Here is a 14,212-nt window from a genome sequence, read left to right on the forward strand (position 1 = left end):
TATGATATGAGGGCGCTTACAATTTTAAGGAAATTACTTTATAGTGACTCGGTTTTGGAGTAGTACAGCGCTATGAAAAACAGTGGTACAGATTAAAAACTGTACTTGTCTTAAGTATTACAGAACTTTTTCAAATTATTTAACAGTGTAACAGTTTTGTGGTACAATATTGAAGGATAAAATAAGTTTCTATTATACGGGAAAGGTATGGTGAATTGAATGGCTCCGAAATTAAAAGCCCAATTCGATGCAGAGAAAGTATTGAAAGATACTGAATCTCAATTTGAAATGATCCAAATCTTGGATGAAGATGGTAACATCGTTAATGAAGATCTAGTACCAGATTTATCAGACGAGCAATTAGTTGAATTAATGGAGAGAATGGTTTGGACACGTATTCTTGACCAACGTTCTATTTCATTAAATAGACAAGGGAGATTAGGTTTCTATGCTCCTACAGCAGGACAAGAAGCTTCGCAATTAGCTTCACAATACGCTTTAGAACAAGAAGATTTTATATTACCAGGTTATCGTGATGTTCCACAATTAATCTGGCAAGGCTTACCTTTAACTGAAGCCTTCTTATTCTCAAGAGGACACTTTAAAGGTAATCAAATGCCTGAAGGCGTTAACGCATTAAGCCCACAAATTATTATCGGTGCACAGTATGTTCAAACTGCTGGTGTAGCGCTTGGTATTAAAAAACGTGGTAAAAGTGCTGTAGCAATTACTTATACTGGTGATGGTGGTTCGTCACAAGGTGATTTCTACGAAGGTATTAACTTTGCTTCTGCATATAAAGCACCTGCAATTTTCGTTATACAAAATAACAATTATGCGATTTCAACGCCACGTAGCAAGCAAACTGTCGCTACTACATTAGCTCAAAAAGCTATTGCAGTTGGTATCCCAGGTATTCAAGTTGATGGTATGGATGCTTTAGCAGTATACCAAGCAACTAAAGAAGCGCGTGATCGTGCTGTTAATGGTGAAGGTCCAACTTTAATTGAAACAATCACTTATCGTTATGGTCCACATACTATGGCTGGAGATGACCCAACGAAATACAGAACATCTGATGAAGATTCTGAATGGGAGAAAAAGGATCCATTAGTTCGTTTCAGAAAATATCTTGAAAATAAAGGTTTATGGACTGGCGATAAAGAAAATGAAGTTATCGAACGTGCAAAATCTGAAATTAAAGTTGCTATTAAAGAGGCAGATAATACTGAAAAACAAAAAGTTACTGACTTGATGGAAAACATGTATGAAGAAATGCCTCAACATTTAGCAGAGCAATATGAAATCTATAAAGAGAAGGAGTCGAAGTAACCGATGGCACAAATGACAATGGTTCAAGCGATTAACAACGCGCTTAAAACCGAATTACAAAACGATGAAAATGTTTTACTTTTCGGTGAAGACGTCGGTGTTAACGGTGGTGTTTTCCGTGTAACTGAAGGTTTACAAAAAGAATTCGGTGAAGACCGTGTATTTGATACACCTTTAGCTGAATCTGGTATTGGTGGTCTAGCTTTAGGCTTATCTACTCAAGGATACCGTCCAGTAATGGAAGTACAATTCTTAGGATTTGTATTTGAAGTATTCGACTCTATAGCAGGACAAATTGCGCGTACGCGTTTCCGTTCTGGTAACTCTAAACAATCACCTGTTACTGTTCGTGCACCATTTGGTGGTGGCGTTCATACACCAGAATTGCATGCTGACAACTTAGAAGGTCTTTTAGCTCAATCACCAGGTTTACACGTTGTAATTCCGTCTAATCCGTATGATGCTAAAGGATTATTAATCTCAGCAATCAGAAGTAATGACCCAGTTGTATATTTAGAACATATGAAATTATACCGCTCTTTCCGTGATGAAGTACCTGAAGAAGAGTACACAATCGAAATTGGTAAAGCAAGTGTGAAACAAGAAGGTAATGACATTACACTTATTGCATATGGTGCAATGGTACAAGAGTCATTAAAAGCAGCAGAAGAGTTAGAAAAAGATGGTTATTCAGTAGAAGTTATTGACTTACGTACAGTTCAACCAATCGATATCGAAACGCTTGTTGCTTCAGTAGAAAAAACAGGACGTGCTGTAGTAATCCAAGAAGCGCAACGTCAAGTCGGTGTTGGAGCACAAGTTGTTTCTGAATTAGCAGAACGCTCTATTCTTTCATTAGAAGCGCCAATCGCTCGTGTTGCGGCGGCAGATACAGTCTATCCGTTTACACAAGCTGAAAATGTTTGGTTACCAAACAAAAACGACATCATTGAAAAAGCGAAAGAAACTTTAGAATTTTAATATATATATTTAATGAAGTAGGATGATATCAGTTTAGTTGATACACCTACTTCATCCAAATTTATATTTATAGCATGAGATAGTGACTTAATTGTTCATCGCTCAATTTCTAATTTTTGACTTAATATGAATTTTTAGGAGGATAATAACGTGGCATTTGAATTTAAATTACCCGACATTGGTGAAGGTATCCACGAAGGTGAAATTGTAAAATGGTTTATTAAATCTGGAGATACAATTGAAGAGGACGATATTTTAGCTGAGGTACAAAACGATAAATCAGTTGTTGAAATCCCATCACCTGTTTCAGGTACTATTGAAGAAGTACTAGTAGATGAAGGTACTGTAGCAGTTGTTGGTGACACAATCGTAAAAATCGATTCACCAGATGCAGAAGAAATGCAATTCAAAGGTAGTGAAAGTGACGATTCAGCAAGTGAAGAAACAGAAGTACCTGCAGAAGAAAGCACTAAAGAAGAAGCACCTGCACAAGCTTCTAAAGACGAAGAAATAGATGAAAGCAAACGTGTTAAAGCAATGCCTTCAGTTCGTAAATATGCTCGTGATAATGGCGTTAACATTAAAGCTGTTTCAGGTTCAGGTAAAAATGGCCGTACAACTAAAGAAGACGTGGACGCATACTTAAATGGTGGCGGAGAAGCAGCTTCAAATGAAAGTGCGGCTACAACAACTGAAGAAACTTCAAGTGCGAGCACAATCAACACCAGTTTCTACAGAAGGCGAATTCCCAGAAACAACTGAGAAAATACCTGCAATGCGTAAAGCAATTGGTAAAGCAATGGTTAACTCAAAACACACTGCGCCTCACGTAACATTAATGGATGAAATTGATGTTCAAGAATTATGGGATCACCGTAAAAAATTCAAAGAAGTTGCGACTGAACAAGGTACTAAATTAACTTTCTTACCTTATGTTGTTAAAGCACTTGTTTCTGCACTTAAAAAATATCCAGCGCTTAACACTTCATTTAACGAAGATGCTGGCGAGATTGTACACAAACATTACTGGAACATCGGTATTGCTTGCAGACACTGACAGAGGATTATTAGTTCCTGTTGTTAAACATGCAGACCGTAAATCAATGTTCAGCATCTCAGACGAAATTAACGAACTTGCTGTTAAAGCACGTGACGGAAAATTAGCTGCAGATGAAATGAAAAATGCTACATGTACGATTAGTAATATCGGTTCTGCTCGGTGGACAATGGTTCACTCCAGTAATCAATCACCCAGAAGTAGCTATATTAGGCATTGGCCGTATTGCACAAAAACCAATTGTTAAAGATGGAGAAATAATAGCCGCACCAGTATTATCATTATCATTAAGCTTTGACCACAGACAAATTGATGGTGCTACTGGCCAAAATGCTATGAATCATATCAAACGTTTATTGAATAATCCAGAATTATTATTAATGGAGGGGTAAAATATGGTAGTTGGAGATTTCCCAATTGAAACAGACACTATTGTAATCGGAGCAGGACCAGGAGGCTATGTTGCAGCAATTCGTGCGAGCACAGTTAGGTCAAAAAGTAACAATCGTTGAAAAAGGCACATTAGGTGGCGTATGTCTTAATGTTGGATGTATTCCTTCTAAAGCATTGTTACACGCTTCACACCGTTATGATGAAACTAAGAACTCAGAAAATTTAGGTGTTATTGCTGAAAGTGTTTCACTTAATTTTAATAAAGTTCAAGAATTCAAACAATCAGTAGTTGAAAAATTAACTGGCGGCGTTGAAGGATTGTTAAAAGGTAATAAAGTAGAAATCGTTAAAGGCGAAGCTTACTTTGTTGATAACAATAGCTTACGTGTTATGGATGAGAAAAGTGCTCAAACATATAACTTTAAAAACGCGATTATTGCAACTGGTTCAAGACCAATTGAAATCCCTAACTTCGAGTTTGGAAATCGTGTAATTGATTCATCTGGCGCTCTAAATTTACAAGAAGTTCCTGGTAAATTAGTAGTTGTTGGTGGCGGTTATATTGGTTCTGAACTTGGAACTGCTTTTGCAAACTTTGGTTCAGAAGTTACTATTTTAGAAGGCGCTAAAGATATCTTAGGCGGTTTTGAAAAACAAATGACGCAACCTGTTAAAAAAGGTATGAAAGAAAAAGGCGTTGACATTGTAACTGAAGCTATGGCTAAATCTGCTGAAGAAACTGAAAACGGCGTTAAAGTAACTTACGAAGTAAATGGCGAAGAACAAACAATCGATGCTGATTATGTATTAGTTACTGTAGGTCGTCGTCCTAACACTGATGAATTAGGCTTAGAAGAATTAGGTCTTAAATTTGCAGAACGTGGATTAATCGAAGTAGACAAACAAAGCCGTACTTCAATCGAAAACATTTTTGCAATTGGTGATATCGTTCCTGGTTTACCACTTGCGCATAAAGCAAGCTATGAAGCTAAAGTAGCAGCTGAAGTAATCTCTGGTGAAGCATCAGAAGTAGATTACATCGGTATGCCTGCTGTATGTTTCACTGAGCCAGAACTTGCTCAAGTAGGTTATACAGAAGCTCAAGCTAAAGAAGAAGGATTAAAAATTACTGCTTCTAAATTCCCTTATGCGGCTAACGGCCGTGCGTTATCATTAGATGACACTACTGGTTTTGTTAAACTTATTACGCTTAAAGAAGATAATACATTAGTAGGTGCCCAAGTAGTTGGTACTGGCGCTTCTGATATTATTTCTGAGTTAGGTTTAGCAATCGAAGTCGGAATGAATGCTGAAGATTTAGCATTAACTGTACACGCTCACCCAACGTTAGGTGAAATGTCTATGGAAGTCGCTGAAAAAGCTATAGGTTTACCAGTACACACAATGTAATTTCATTGTTGTAACAGATATAACGATAGCCTTGTGGGGGCGGGAATACGAAATCAAATTTTGATTTCTGTCCCGCTCCCTTTTTTTATTTTAAAATATAACATCTAAAAGAAACTAAAATATTTGATGAAAAGTAGGAGGGATACTTATATGGAGTATCAATATCCGATAGACCTTGATTGGTCAAATGATGAAATGATGCAAGTTGTATCATTTTTCAATGCTGTAGAATCTTTTTATGAATCAGAAGTAGAAGGTAAATTATTATTAGATCGTTACAGACAATTCAAAACAATCGTTCCTGGAAAAGCAGAAGAAAAACAGATTTTTAAAGAATTCGAAAAAAGTAGTGGATATAATAGTTACCAAGCAGTAAAAACAGTTCAAACTGACAACAGTCAAAAGTTTTTTAGTGCAACTAAAAAATAACTATTGTCATATAAGCTATATTCTGATATTTTTATTAAGCATTAAATAAAATGTTTGATAAAAGTAAACAGTATATAGCTTTTTTATTTTTGCGAAATTTTAGTGTAGTGCACATCATAAAATGCCGTATAATCCTAAAAAGTTAATTTATATAAAGGATGTCATGATGAATATAGGTAAGAAGATTAAAACACTAAGACAAATAAAAAATCTCACTCAAGGAGACTTAGCTGAACGCACAGATTTATCAAAAGGCTATATTTCTCAAATTGAGAATCAATATGCTTCACCAAGTATGGAAACATTTTTGAATATTTTAGATGTTTTAGGTACAAGCGCAAGTGATTTTTTCAAAGAGCCTGAAGAACCGAAAGTATTATATAAAAAGGCATCACAAGTTACTTATGATGAACATGACAAAGGCTATATACTTCATTGGCCAATTTCGCAATCTAATGAGTTTGAAATGGAACCACTTATAATTACTTTAAATGGAAATACTGCATATAAAAATTTTGAACCTTCAAATTCGGATACATTTATATATTGTTTAGCGGGTGAAGTTACATTAATGTTAGGTGGTAATGCGTTTCATGCTGAAATGGGAGATGCGCTTTATTTTAAAGCAAAGCAAGAACATAGATTAATTAATTCTACACCAAATGAAGCTCGAGTTATGATTGTTGCAACCGCATCATATTTATAGGAGGAAGCACAAATGAATCCGTTATTATCGTTTAATGCTGTAAGTAAAGCTTATGATGATACACCCATATTAGATAAAATTAATATAGATATTGAGTCAGGTCATTTTTATACATTACTTGGGCCTTCCGGTTGTGGTAAAACAACAATTTTAAAACTTATCGCAGGATTTGAACAAGCCGATGAAGGCGATATTATATATCAAAATCAGTCAATTAATCATATACCAACAAACAAACGCAAGGTGAATACAGTATTTCAAGACTATGCATTATTTCCGCATTTAAATGTATATGATAATGTTGCTTTTGGATTAAAATTAAAGAAAATGAACAAAAGTGCCATTAATAAAAAAGTGAAAGAAGCATTAAATCTTGTTAAACTCACTGGCTATGAAAATAGAACAATTGAAGGTATGAGTGGGGGGCAAAAACAGCGTATTGCAATTGCACGTGCAATCGTGAATGAGCCAGAAATATTATTATTAGATGAGTCTTTATCAGCACTTGATTTAAAATTAAGAACGCAAATGCAGTATGAATTAAGAGAAATACAATCTAGATTAGGTATAACATTTATTTTTGTTACACATGATCAGGAAGAAGCGTTAGCGCTTAGTGATTATATATTTGTAATGAAAAATGGTAAAATACAACAATTTGGCACGCCAACTGATATATATGACGAACCAGTAAATCGTTTCGTTGCCGATTTCATAGGAGAATCAAATATTATTGTAGGCACAATGATAAAGGACTATATTGTGAATATTTACGGTCAAGATTTAGAATGTGTAGACATGGGTATACCATCACAACAGCATGTAGAAGTAGTGATTAGGCCGGAAGATATATCCTTGATTCAACTGGAGCAAGGTTTATTCGAAGTGACAGTTGTTTCTATGCTTTTCAGAGGTGTACATTATGAAATCAATTGCATTGATAGTAAAGGTTACGAATGGCTGATTCACTCTACTAAAAAAGCAGAACTTAATAGTAAAGTTGGTTTATACTTTGAACCAGAAGCAATTCATATTATGGTACCAGGTGAAAGTGAAGCTGAATTTGATAAGCGTATTGAAAGTTACGAGGAAATCGATTATGCGCAAGATTAATATATTTTTATTTATACCCTATATAATGTGGATGGTTTTATTTATCGTTGTTCCTGTGATGCTTCTTGTTTATTTCTCGTTTATTGATATGCAAGGGCATTTTGGATTGGAAAATTATAAACAGATGATTTCATTGAAATATTTCACGATGATTTGGGACTCGGTATGTTTTGTCTGCAGCAATTACGTGTATAACGCTACTTATAAGCTATCCAGACTGCGTATTTTATAAGTTCATCTAAACATCAAAATATATGGTTACTTATACTCATCGTACCAACTTGGATTAATTTACTACTGAAGACCTATGCATTTATAGGCATTTTCAGTCATGATGGTATTATCAATCAAATAATGAATTTTTTACATTTGCCTAAAATGGAATTGTTATTTACTGTTCCTCGCTTTTTTAATAGTAGCAAGTTATATTTATATTCCATTTATGATTTTACCTATTTTTAATAGTATGAAGGATATTCCTGAAAATATTTTGCAAGCTTCAAGTGATTTAGGTGCGAATAAGCTAACAACATTTAGAAAAATCATCCTACCACTTACGAAGCAAGGTGTACTGACAGGAATTCAAGTCACGTTTATACCAGCATTGTCGCTTTTTATGATTACGAGACTTATTGCAGGTAATAAAGTGATTAATATTGGGACAGCCATAGAAGAACAATTTCTAGTGATACAAAACTATGGAATGGGTTCAACGATTGCGTTGTTTTTAATCGTATTTATGGCGTTCATCTTAATTATTACGAATACTAATGTTACGAATAGGAAAAGGTGAATCATATGAGATGGTATGGCAAATTATATATCGGTATATTAATTACTATTTTATATGCTCCAATATTATTTTTAATGGTTTATTCGTTTAATGTCGCTGGTAATATGGTTCATTTTGATGGCTTTACTTTGGAACATTATCAATCGTTATTCAATAATGACCGATTAATGTCTGTCATTTTTAATACGATTGGTGTAGCATTATTAGCCGTTGGATGTGCTACTGTAATAGGAACATTAGGTGCAATTGGCTTATATCATTTAAAAAACAAGAAATTAAAAGTTTCATTACTTACATTAAATAATGTTTTAATGGTATCTTCTGATGTTGTTATTGGCGCTTCATTTTTAATTATGTTTACTGCTATAGGACATTTTACTGGTATAGGTCTTGGGTTGATAACGGTACTTATTTCACACATTGCTTTTTGTGTTCCTATTGTGGTAATCATTGTGTTACCTAAATTGTATGAAATGAATAATCATACATTAAACGCGGCTCGTGATTTAGGTGCCACGGAGTTTCAAGTATTGAATAAGGTAATGTTGCCTCATTTAATGCCGACAATTACCGGGGGCTTTTTTATGGCGTTGACCTATTCATTAGATGATTTCACTGTCAGTTTCTTTGTTACTGGTAATGGATTTAGTGTGCTTTCCGTAGAAGTTTATGCAATGGCAAGAAAAGGTATTAGCATGGAAATTAATGCAATATCTACCATTTTATTTGTTGGTATTATGTTAAGTATACTAGGGTATTATTTTATTAAAAAAATACTTAAGCATAAAAAACAAGTGAAACGGGGTATATTATAATGAAACGTTTTTTACAGTTAATTATAATTTCTATTGTCGTTGGTTTGATATGTTTATTTATCAGCCAAAGATTCACTTCAAAGCAACGACTCTGAGACTGGTGAAAAAATTTATGTTTATAATTGGGGAGAATATATTGATCCTAGTTTATTAAAACAATTCCAAAAGGAAACAGGAATAGAAGTCGTTTATGAAACATTTGATTCAAATGAAGCGATGGAAGCCAAAATTAAAAATGGTGGCACTCATTATGATGTTGCTTTTCCGAGTGACTATACAGTTCAAAAATTGAAAAGACAACAATTGTTATTACCTCTAAATCATGAGAAACTACCTAATATGAAAAATCTTGATGCAGATTATCTTGATATGCCATTTGATGAAGATAATACGTATTCAATACCTTATTTTTTTGGTACTGTAGGTATTATTTACAATAAAAATGTATATCCAAATGATAATTTTGAGTCATGGAATCAGCTTTATAAAGCAAAATATAAAAATGATATATTATTAGTAGATGGTGCGAGAGAAATGATAGGTGTAGCTTTAAATAAATTAGGTTATAGTATAAATGAGACGCATTCGTCATATTTAGCAGAAGCTGAGAAAGATTTAACGCGTTTAGGACCTAATGTTAAAGGCGTGGTAGGTGATGAAATTTCAATGATGTTAGAACAGCATGAAGCAAATATTGCAGTGGTATGGAGCGGTGTTGCGACTCCAATTGTACAACAAAATGAAGAGTTTGATTATGTAGTTCCAAAAGAAGGTTCAAATCTGTGGTTTGATAATATGGTTATACCTAAGACCACACAAAATAAAGCAGGTGCCTATAAGTTTATGAACTTTTTATTAGATGCTGAACATAGTAAACAAAATACAGAATGGGTGGGCTATGCGACACCTAATAAGGCAGCAAGAACTCAATTGCCTGAAAGCATAAAAAATGATGAACGGTTTTATCCAACAAAGGAAGAACAAGCCAATTTAGAAGTTTATAAAGATTTAGGTGAAGAGGCGTTAAGTGAATATAATGAAAGATTTTTAAATTTTAAAATGTCATTAAAATAAGTCATAGTTAGTAGTTATTTGATCGTTAATTCGATATAATAGTTTGACAAGCAATATAAGGAGTTGTAAAGACATGTCAGGAGAGCAATATACTCAAGTTAGACGTCCGGTGAGTCGACTAGCAGAAAAAGTATTAGGTTGGTTGAGTTGGATATTCTTATTATTACTAACCATTATTACGATGTTTATTGCACTAGTATCTTTTAGTAGTGAAGCATCAATACAAAATTTGGAGACTTCATTGAATGGCAATGATTTTGTTCAACAAATATTAGCGAATAATGGATTAAACACAATCCAATTTGTAATTTGGCTACAAAATGGCGTGTGGGCGATTATAGTATATTTCATTGTCTGCTTGCTTTTATCATTTTTAGCCTTAATTTCAATGAATATAAGAATTTTATCAGGATTCTTATTCTTAATCGCAACGATAGTGACGTTGCCATTAGTGTTGCTATTTGTACCATTAATTATTCCTATCCTATTTTTAATCGTGGCAATCATGATGTTTGCACGAAAAGAAAAAGTAGAAACAGTGCCCGCATATTATGCAGAAGGGTACCAAGGGCGTTATTCAAACTATGAGCAACAATCAGAACCAAACTCACCTCAATATATTGAAAAGCAACAAACTTCTGACGTAGAACAACAAAGTAATGATAATCAATTAAGAAGAGGCGGTTATAGCTCTGAAGTTGCAGAAAAAGTAAACTCTGAAAACAATGCATCTGATGAAGAACCACAAGTACTTTCTAGACAAGCAAAGTATAATTATAAGCAAAGAAAACACAATAATGTTGATGATGACAGTCAAAGTACAGAAGATGATTTCGGTCAAGTTAGCAATGTATATAATGAAGATGGTGAAGCAGTTGCCAACGAAGATCAAAGTAGCAAAGATGCAGTAACGAAGGAGCAACAAGAACAACAAGCTAAAGAAACAGAATTAGAAAATCAACGTATAGTGGAAGAAGAACAACGCCGTAAACAAGAAGCGTATGAAGCGCAACAAAGAAAACAAGCTGAGCAAGAAGAACAACAACGCCGTAAACAAGAAGAGGCTGAAGAAGTCGCTAGATTGAAGCAAGAAAAAGCTGAAGAAAAAGCACGTATTAAACAAGAGAAAAAAGAACGCAGAAAACGTGAAAAAGAAAAACGTAAACAACAACCGAGTGCAAGCAAATCAGCGTAGAAAGAATTTTGAAGAACGTAAGAAAATGACTTCACAAGATGTTGAAGAAACACAAGATACAACATCTGAAGAACAAAATGATTCTGAAACAAAAGACAAATCATAATAAAAGTTGTGTTGTTTTATAATAATTCAATTTGGTATTCAACTACTAGACTCGATTGCTCACATAATGTGAGACAATCGGGTTTTTATTTATATCGCTCTAATACAATATAATTTAGCGATAGGTCGTGGTTATTTTTAATTATTCATAAATTTGCTATGATGTAATTAATGAATTTATAGGAGGAAGCATATGAGTAGGAAAGCAGAACGTACCCTAGCATGGATAGCAATTAGTCTTAGTTTAATATACTTATTATTTATGGTTATTGCATATAATTTCATCAACGTACCAGAATTTAAAGAAGTATTTAATGAAATGAACCAACAACAAGGGACAGAAATTACCCCAGGAGCTTTTAAAGCTTCTATCGTACTACAAGGTATCTTTACACTTATTTCAACGATTTTGGCTATTATTGCGGTCTTTACAATTAAAGGTAATCGCATACTAGCAGGATGTTTATTTATTGTTTCGGCTATTATTGGTATATCTGGTGGAAACTTTATCGCAATGATTTTATGGTTAATTGTAGGTATTATGTTATTTGCGAAAAAAGATAACACGAAACAAGGTAATCAAATTAATCAGATGCCAAATTATAATATTTATAATAACGAAAAAGAAAAACAAAAGCCCCAGCAGCAAGACATGGATCCTGAGGCAGAAATGAAACGAAAAAAAGATGATGACCCGTACATTTATTAAATGTTCCTGGCAATCATTTATAAAGATAAATAAGTAATAATAGAAAAAGCACGCGACTTAAATTCATTTTAATTCGCGTGCTTTTTAGATATTCAGATGAATTATTTATAGAATTTGAGTAATTGTTCGAATGTTTCTTCGAGGAAGTTTAAAAAGACTTTGTCGCTTTCTAATTGTTCGGCATTTGGTGACAATGTACGAGCTACAAAGAACTCACCTTTTTTAACTTCTTTAACGCGATTGAGCGCTTTTGTAATGTCTTCATCTGACATTTCATGAATGTAAATTTTTTCTTGGCTCATATGATCAGGACTAATGCTATAGTCATTTGGTAAATTTTTAAGTGTTTCAAATTGGTCCTCGAAAGCTTTTATTTGTTGTGCTTTGTCTTTTGTTTCATGCATGATACCATACATGACAAATAATTGATTTTCAAACAGACCTATTTGAAAATGTGGTTGCATTTTATAACCGCGTTTATTTGTAGCGAATGCGACCCATGTGTCTTTTGGTGGATTAACTTTTCGACGCGCATGTTTAGCTACGTGTGGATAAAATTTTTCACCGGTTACTGTTTCTAAATATTGTGCAAAATAATCACCTAATTCATTCAACTTGTGGTCGGATACGTTCATTTAACGCTTCCATTCTTGCATCAAGACCATCAACTGTGAATGCTTTGAAATCTCTAGGTTTAAATATGTACTTAGTCATTGGGGCCTCCTGTAAACATTATATACGTCTGTATTGTAGCATAATATAATTGGATTAACATTGTCTTTGCCCATTATGTGCACCTAAAACATAACTTTATAGTGCGCGTGTATAAAAGATAAAATAGGGTATACATGTAAGAAACCATAAAATATTCAAAATATATTTTTATACATATTATTATTAGAAAATAGAAAAGTTGCGCATTAACTTTTTGAGTATTAATTACTGTATAATGAGAAGTGAATAAGGAGCTGATACAATGACTGTTTACGAGTTTGCTAAAGGTCTCATATTAGAGGCAGGGAATAATGTAAAAAAAATAATGAAAGAAGATATAGAAATAGAAACGAAATCAAATCCTAATGATTTAGTGACAAATGTAGATAAAGCTACAGAAAACTATATTTTTGAAAATATTTTACAGACATATCCTCACCACCACGTTATTGGTGAGGAAGGTCATGGCCATGACCTGAATAATGTGTCAGGTGTTGTATGGGTAGTAGATCCAATTGATGGCACATTGAATTTTGTTCATCAAAAAGAAAATTTCGCAATTTCCATTGGTATTTATAATGATGGACAACCTTATGCAGGATTTGTATATGATGTAATGAACGATGCATTATATCATGCTAAGACTGGGGAAGGAGCATTCGAAAATGAAAATCGACTTCCTGAAATAAAATCGACGCCTTTAAGTACAAGTATCATCGGTATCAATCCTAACTGGCTAACCAAACCACGTTTAGGAGAATTATTTAAACCTATAGTAGAAGAATCCAGGAGTGCCAGAGCTTATGGATCAGTCTGCTTTAGAAATTATTCATGTCGCAACTGGAAAATTAGCTGGATATATTACACCTAGATTACAACCTTGGGATTTTGCAGGTGGACTCATTGTCTTAAATGAAGTAGGTGGAAAAGGTACAGATTTAATGGGAGACGCATTATCAATTTATGAACCTAGTTCGATTGTAATGGCGAATAAACAATTGCATGCTGAACTCATTGAACAACATTTTCAAAAAAATAATGAAATCATTGGATTATTGCAACAACGTTTAAAAAACAAATAATAAAAGAGCATTTTAGAAGAAAAAACAACCTATGAAAAGCGCCTCAATCCTATTTGTTAGAATTGAGACGCTTTTATAGATTGTATATAAAATTTGACTCGATTATAGCCAATCGTTTTCGCGATATTTCTTTTTTAAAGTGAAACCGTAACCAAATGTTGCAATGAATAATATAAGTGTTAAAATCATCAATGGAACATTTGTTGCGACTAAACTAAAGCTAAATAAAAGCAAGAATACTACAGCTACTACAGCAAGTACCCAGAATATTGCTTTCGATTTTTTTGTTGCATACTACCACACC

The 14,212-nt window shown here is 33.7% G+C and carries 9 protein-coding genes and 7 pseudogenes; 14 read left to right on the forward strand and 2 right to left on the reverse strand.

The annotated features are described in order from the left end of the window. Window positions 1–219: 219 nt before the first annotated feature. From pdhA to ABLV90_RS09275, 13 genes and pseudogenes are all read left to right on the forward strand, one after another. Entirely contained in the window at window positions 220–1,332 is a 1,113-nt protein-coding gene (gene pdhA / locus ABLV90_RS09215; RefSeq protein WP_460872526.1) for a pyruvate dehydrogenase (acetyl-transferring) E1 component subunit alpha, read from the forward strand. Between the two features lie 3 nt (window positions 1,333–1,335). After that, window positions 1,336–2,313: an alpha-ketoacid dehydrogenase subunit beta gene (locus tag ABLV90_RS09220; RefSeq protein ID WP_460872527.1), complete on the forward strand. Its 978-nt coding sequence runs from the start codon at window positions 1,336–1,338 to the stop codon at window positions 2,311–2,313. 150 nt (window positions 2,314–2,463) lie between these two features. Then, a pseudogene (locus ABLV90_RS09225) lies at window positions 2,464–3,762 on the forward strand (dihydrolipoamide acetyltransferase family protein). Between the two features lie 3 nt (window positions 3,763–3,765). Beyond that, window positions 3,766–5,173, forward strand: a pseudogene (gene lpdA / locus ABLV90_RS09230) (dihydrolipoyl dehydrogenase). A 150-nt stretch (window positions 5,174–5,323) separates the two neighbouring features. Continuing rightward, complete coding sequence (locus ABLV90_RS09235; protein WP_427707657.1) at window positions 5,324–5,602, forward strand: UPF0223 family protein; 279 nt, start codon at window positions 5,324–5,326, stop codon at window positions 5,600–5,602. A gap of 166 nt (window positions 5,603–5,768) precedes the next feature. After that, the gene (locus ABLV90_RS09240) at window positions 5,769–6,308 is read left to right on the forward strand and encodes a helix-turn-helix domain-containing protein (RefSeq protein WP_427704980.1); all 540 of its coding nucleotides are present in this window, start codon (window positions 5,769–5,771) and stop codon (window positions 6,306–6,308) included. A gap of 12 nt (window positions 6,309–6,320) precedes the next feature. Further along, window positions 6,321–7,421 carry an ABC transporter ATP-binding protein gene (locus ABLV90_RS09245; protein WP_460872528.1) on the forward strand — a complete coding sequence of 367 codons (1,101 nt, stop codon included), beginning with the start codon at window positions 6,321–6,323 and terminating at the stop codon, window positions 7,419–7,421. After that, a pseudogene (locus ABLV90_RS09250) lies at window positions 7,408–8,214 on the forward strand (ABC transporter permease). The gene ABLV90_RS09245 and the pseudogene ABLV90_RS09250 overlap by 14 nt, the downstream one beginning before the upstream one ends. A gap of 5 nt (window positions 8,215–8,219) precedes the next feature. Continuing rightward, the gene (locus tag ABLV90_RS09255) at window positions 8,220–9,029 is read left to right on the forward strand and encodes an ABC transporter permease (protein WP_460872529.1); all 810 of its coding nucleotides are present in this window, start codon (window positions 8,220–8,222) and stop codon (window positions 9,027–9,029) included. Beyond that, window positions 9,029–10,103, forward strand: a pseudogene (locus tag ABLV90_RS09260) (ABC transporter substrate-binding protein). The gene ABLV90_RS09255 and the pseudogene ABLV90_RS09260 overlap by 1 nt, the downstream one beginning before the upstream one ends. Before the next feature lie 73 nt (window positions 10,104–10,176). After that, window positions 10,177–11,298, forward strand: coding sequence for a lipoteichoic acid stability factor AuxB (gene auxB, locus ABLV90_RS09265; protein WP_460872530.1), 1,122 nt, complete (start codon window positions 10,177–10,179; stop codon window positions 11,296–11,298). After that, complete coding sequence (locus ABLV90_RS09270; protein WP_460872531.1) at window positions 11,279–11,404, forward strand: hypothetical protein; 126 nt, start codon at window positions 11,279–11,281, stop codon at window positions 11,402–11,404. The genes auxB and ABLV90_RS09270 overlap by 20 nt, the downstream gene beginning before the upstream one ends. Window positions 11,405–11,596: 192 nt before the next feature. Beyond that, complete coding sequence (locus ABLV90_RS09275; protein ID WP_427704969.1) at window positions 11,597–12,112, forward strand: DUF4064 domain-containing protein; 516 nt, start codon at window positions 11,597–11,599, stop codon at window positions 12,110–12,112. A gap of 101 nt (window positions 12,113–12,213) precedes the next feature. On the opposite strand, the pseudogene ABLV90_RS09280 reads toward ABLV90_RS09275, so the two are convergent. Continuing rightward, window positions 12,214–12,826, reverse strand: a pseudogene (locus ABLV90_RS09280) (YktB family protein). A 262-nt stretch (window positions 12,827–13,088) separates the two neighbouring features. Here ABLV90_RS09280 and ABLV90_RS09285 point away from each other — a divergent pair. After that, a pseudogene (locus ABLV90_RS09285) lies at window positions 13,089–13,908 on the forward strand (inositol monophosphatase family protein). A gap of 102 nt (window positions 13,909–14,010) precedes the next feature. On the opposite strand, the pseudogene ABLV90_RS09290 reads toward ABLV90_RS09285, so the two are convergent. Continuing rightward, window positions 14,011–14,193, reverse strand: a pseudogene (locus tag ABLV90_RS09290) (DUF5325 family protein); the annotation flags it as partial. Window positions 14,194–14,212: the final 19 nt, after the last annotated feature.

The organism is Staphylococcus sp. 2S1, from assembly GCF_046721335.1.
Taxonomy (GTDB): domain Bacteria; phylum Bacillota; class Bacilli; order Staphylococcales; family Staphylococcaceae; genus Staphylococcus; species Staphylococcus equorum_A.

Bases quoted from the DNA above. Each gene is read 5' to 3' on its own strand.
- pdhA (WP_460872526.1), top strand. From the start codon at position 220: ATGGCTCCGAAATTAAAAGCCCAATTCGATGCAGAGAAAGTATTGAAA.
- ABLV90_RS09220 (WP_460872527.1), top strand. From the start codon at position 1,336: ATGGCACAAATGACAATGGTTCAAGCGATTAACAACGCGCTTAAAACC.
- ABLV90_RS09235 (WP_427707657.1), top strand. From the start codon at position 5,324: ATGGAGTATCAATATCCGATAGACCTTGATTGGTCAAATGATGAAATG.
- ABLV90_RS09240 (WP_427704980.1), top strand. From the start codon at position 5,769: ATGAATATAGGTAAGAAGATTAAAACACTAAGACAAATAAAAAATCTC.
- ABLV90_RS09245 (WP_460872528.1), top strand. From the start codon at position 6,321: ATGAATCCGTTATTATCGTTTAATGCTGTAAGTAAAGCTTATGATGAT.
- ABLV90_RS09255 (WP_460872529.1), top strand. From the start codon at position 8,220: ATGAGATGGTATGGCAAATTATATATCGGTATATTAATTACTATTTTA.
- auxB (WP_460872530.1), top strand. From the start codon at position 10,177: ATGTCAGGAGAGCAATATACTCAAGTTAGACGTCCGGTGAGTCGACTA.
- ABLV90_RS09275 (WP_427704969.1), top strand. From the start codon at position 11,597: ATGAGTAGGAAAGCAGAACGTACCCTAGCATGGATAGCAATTAGTCTT.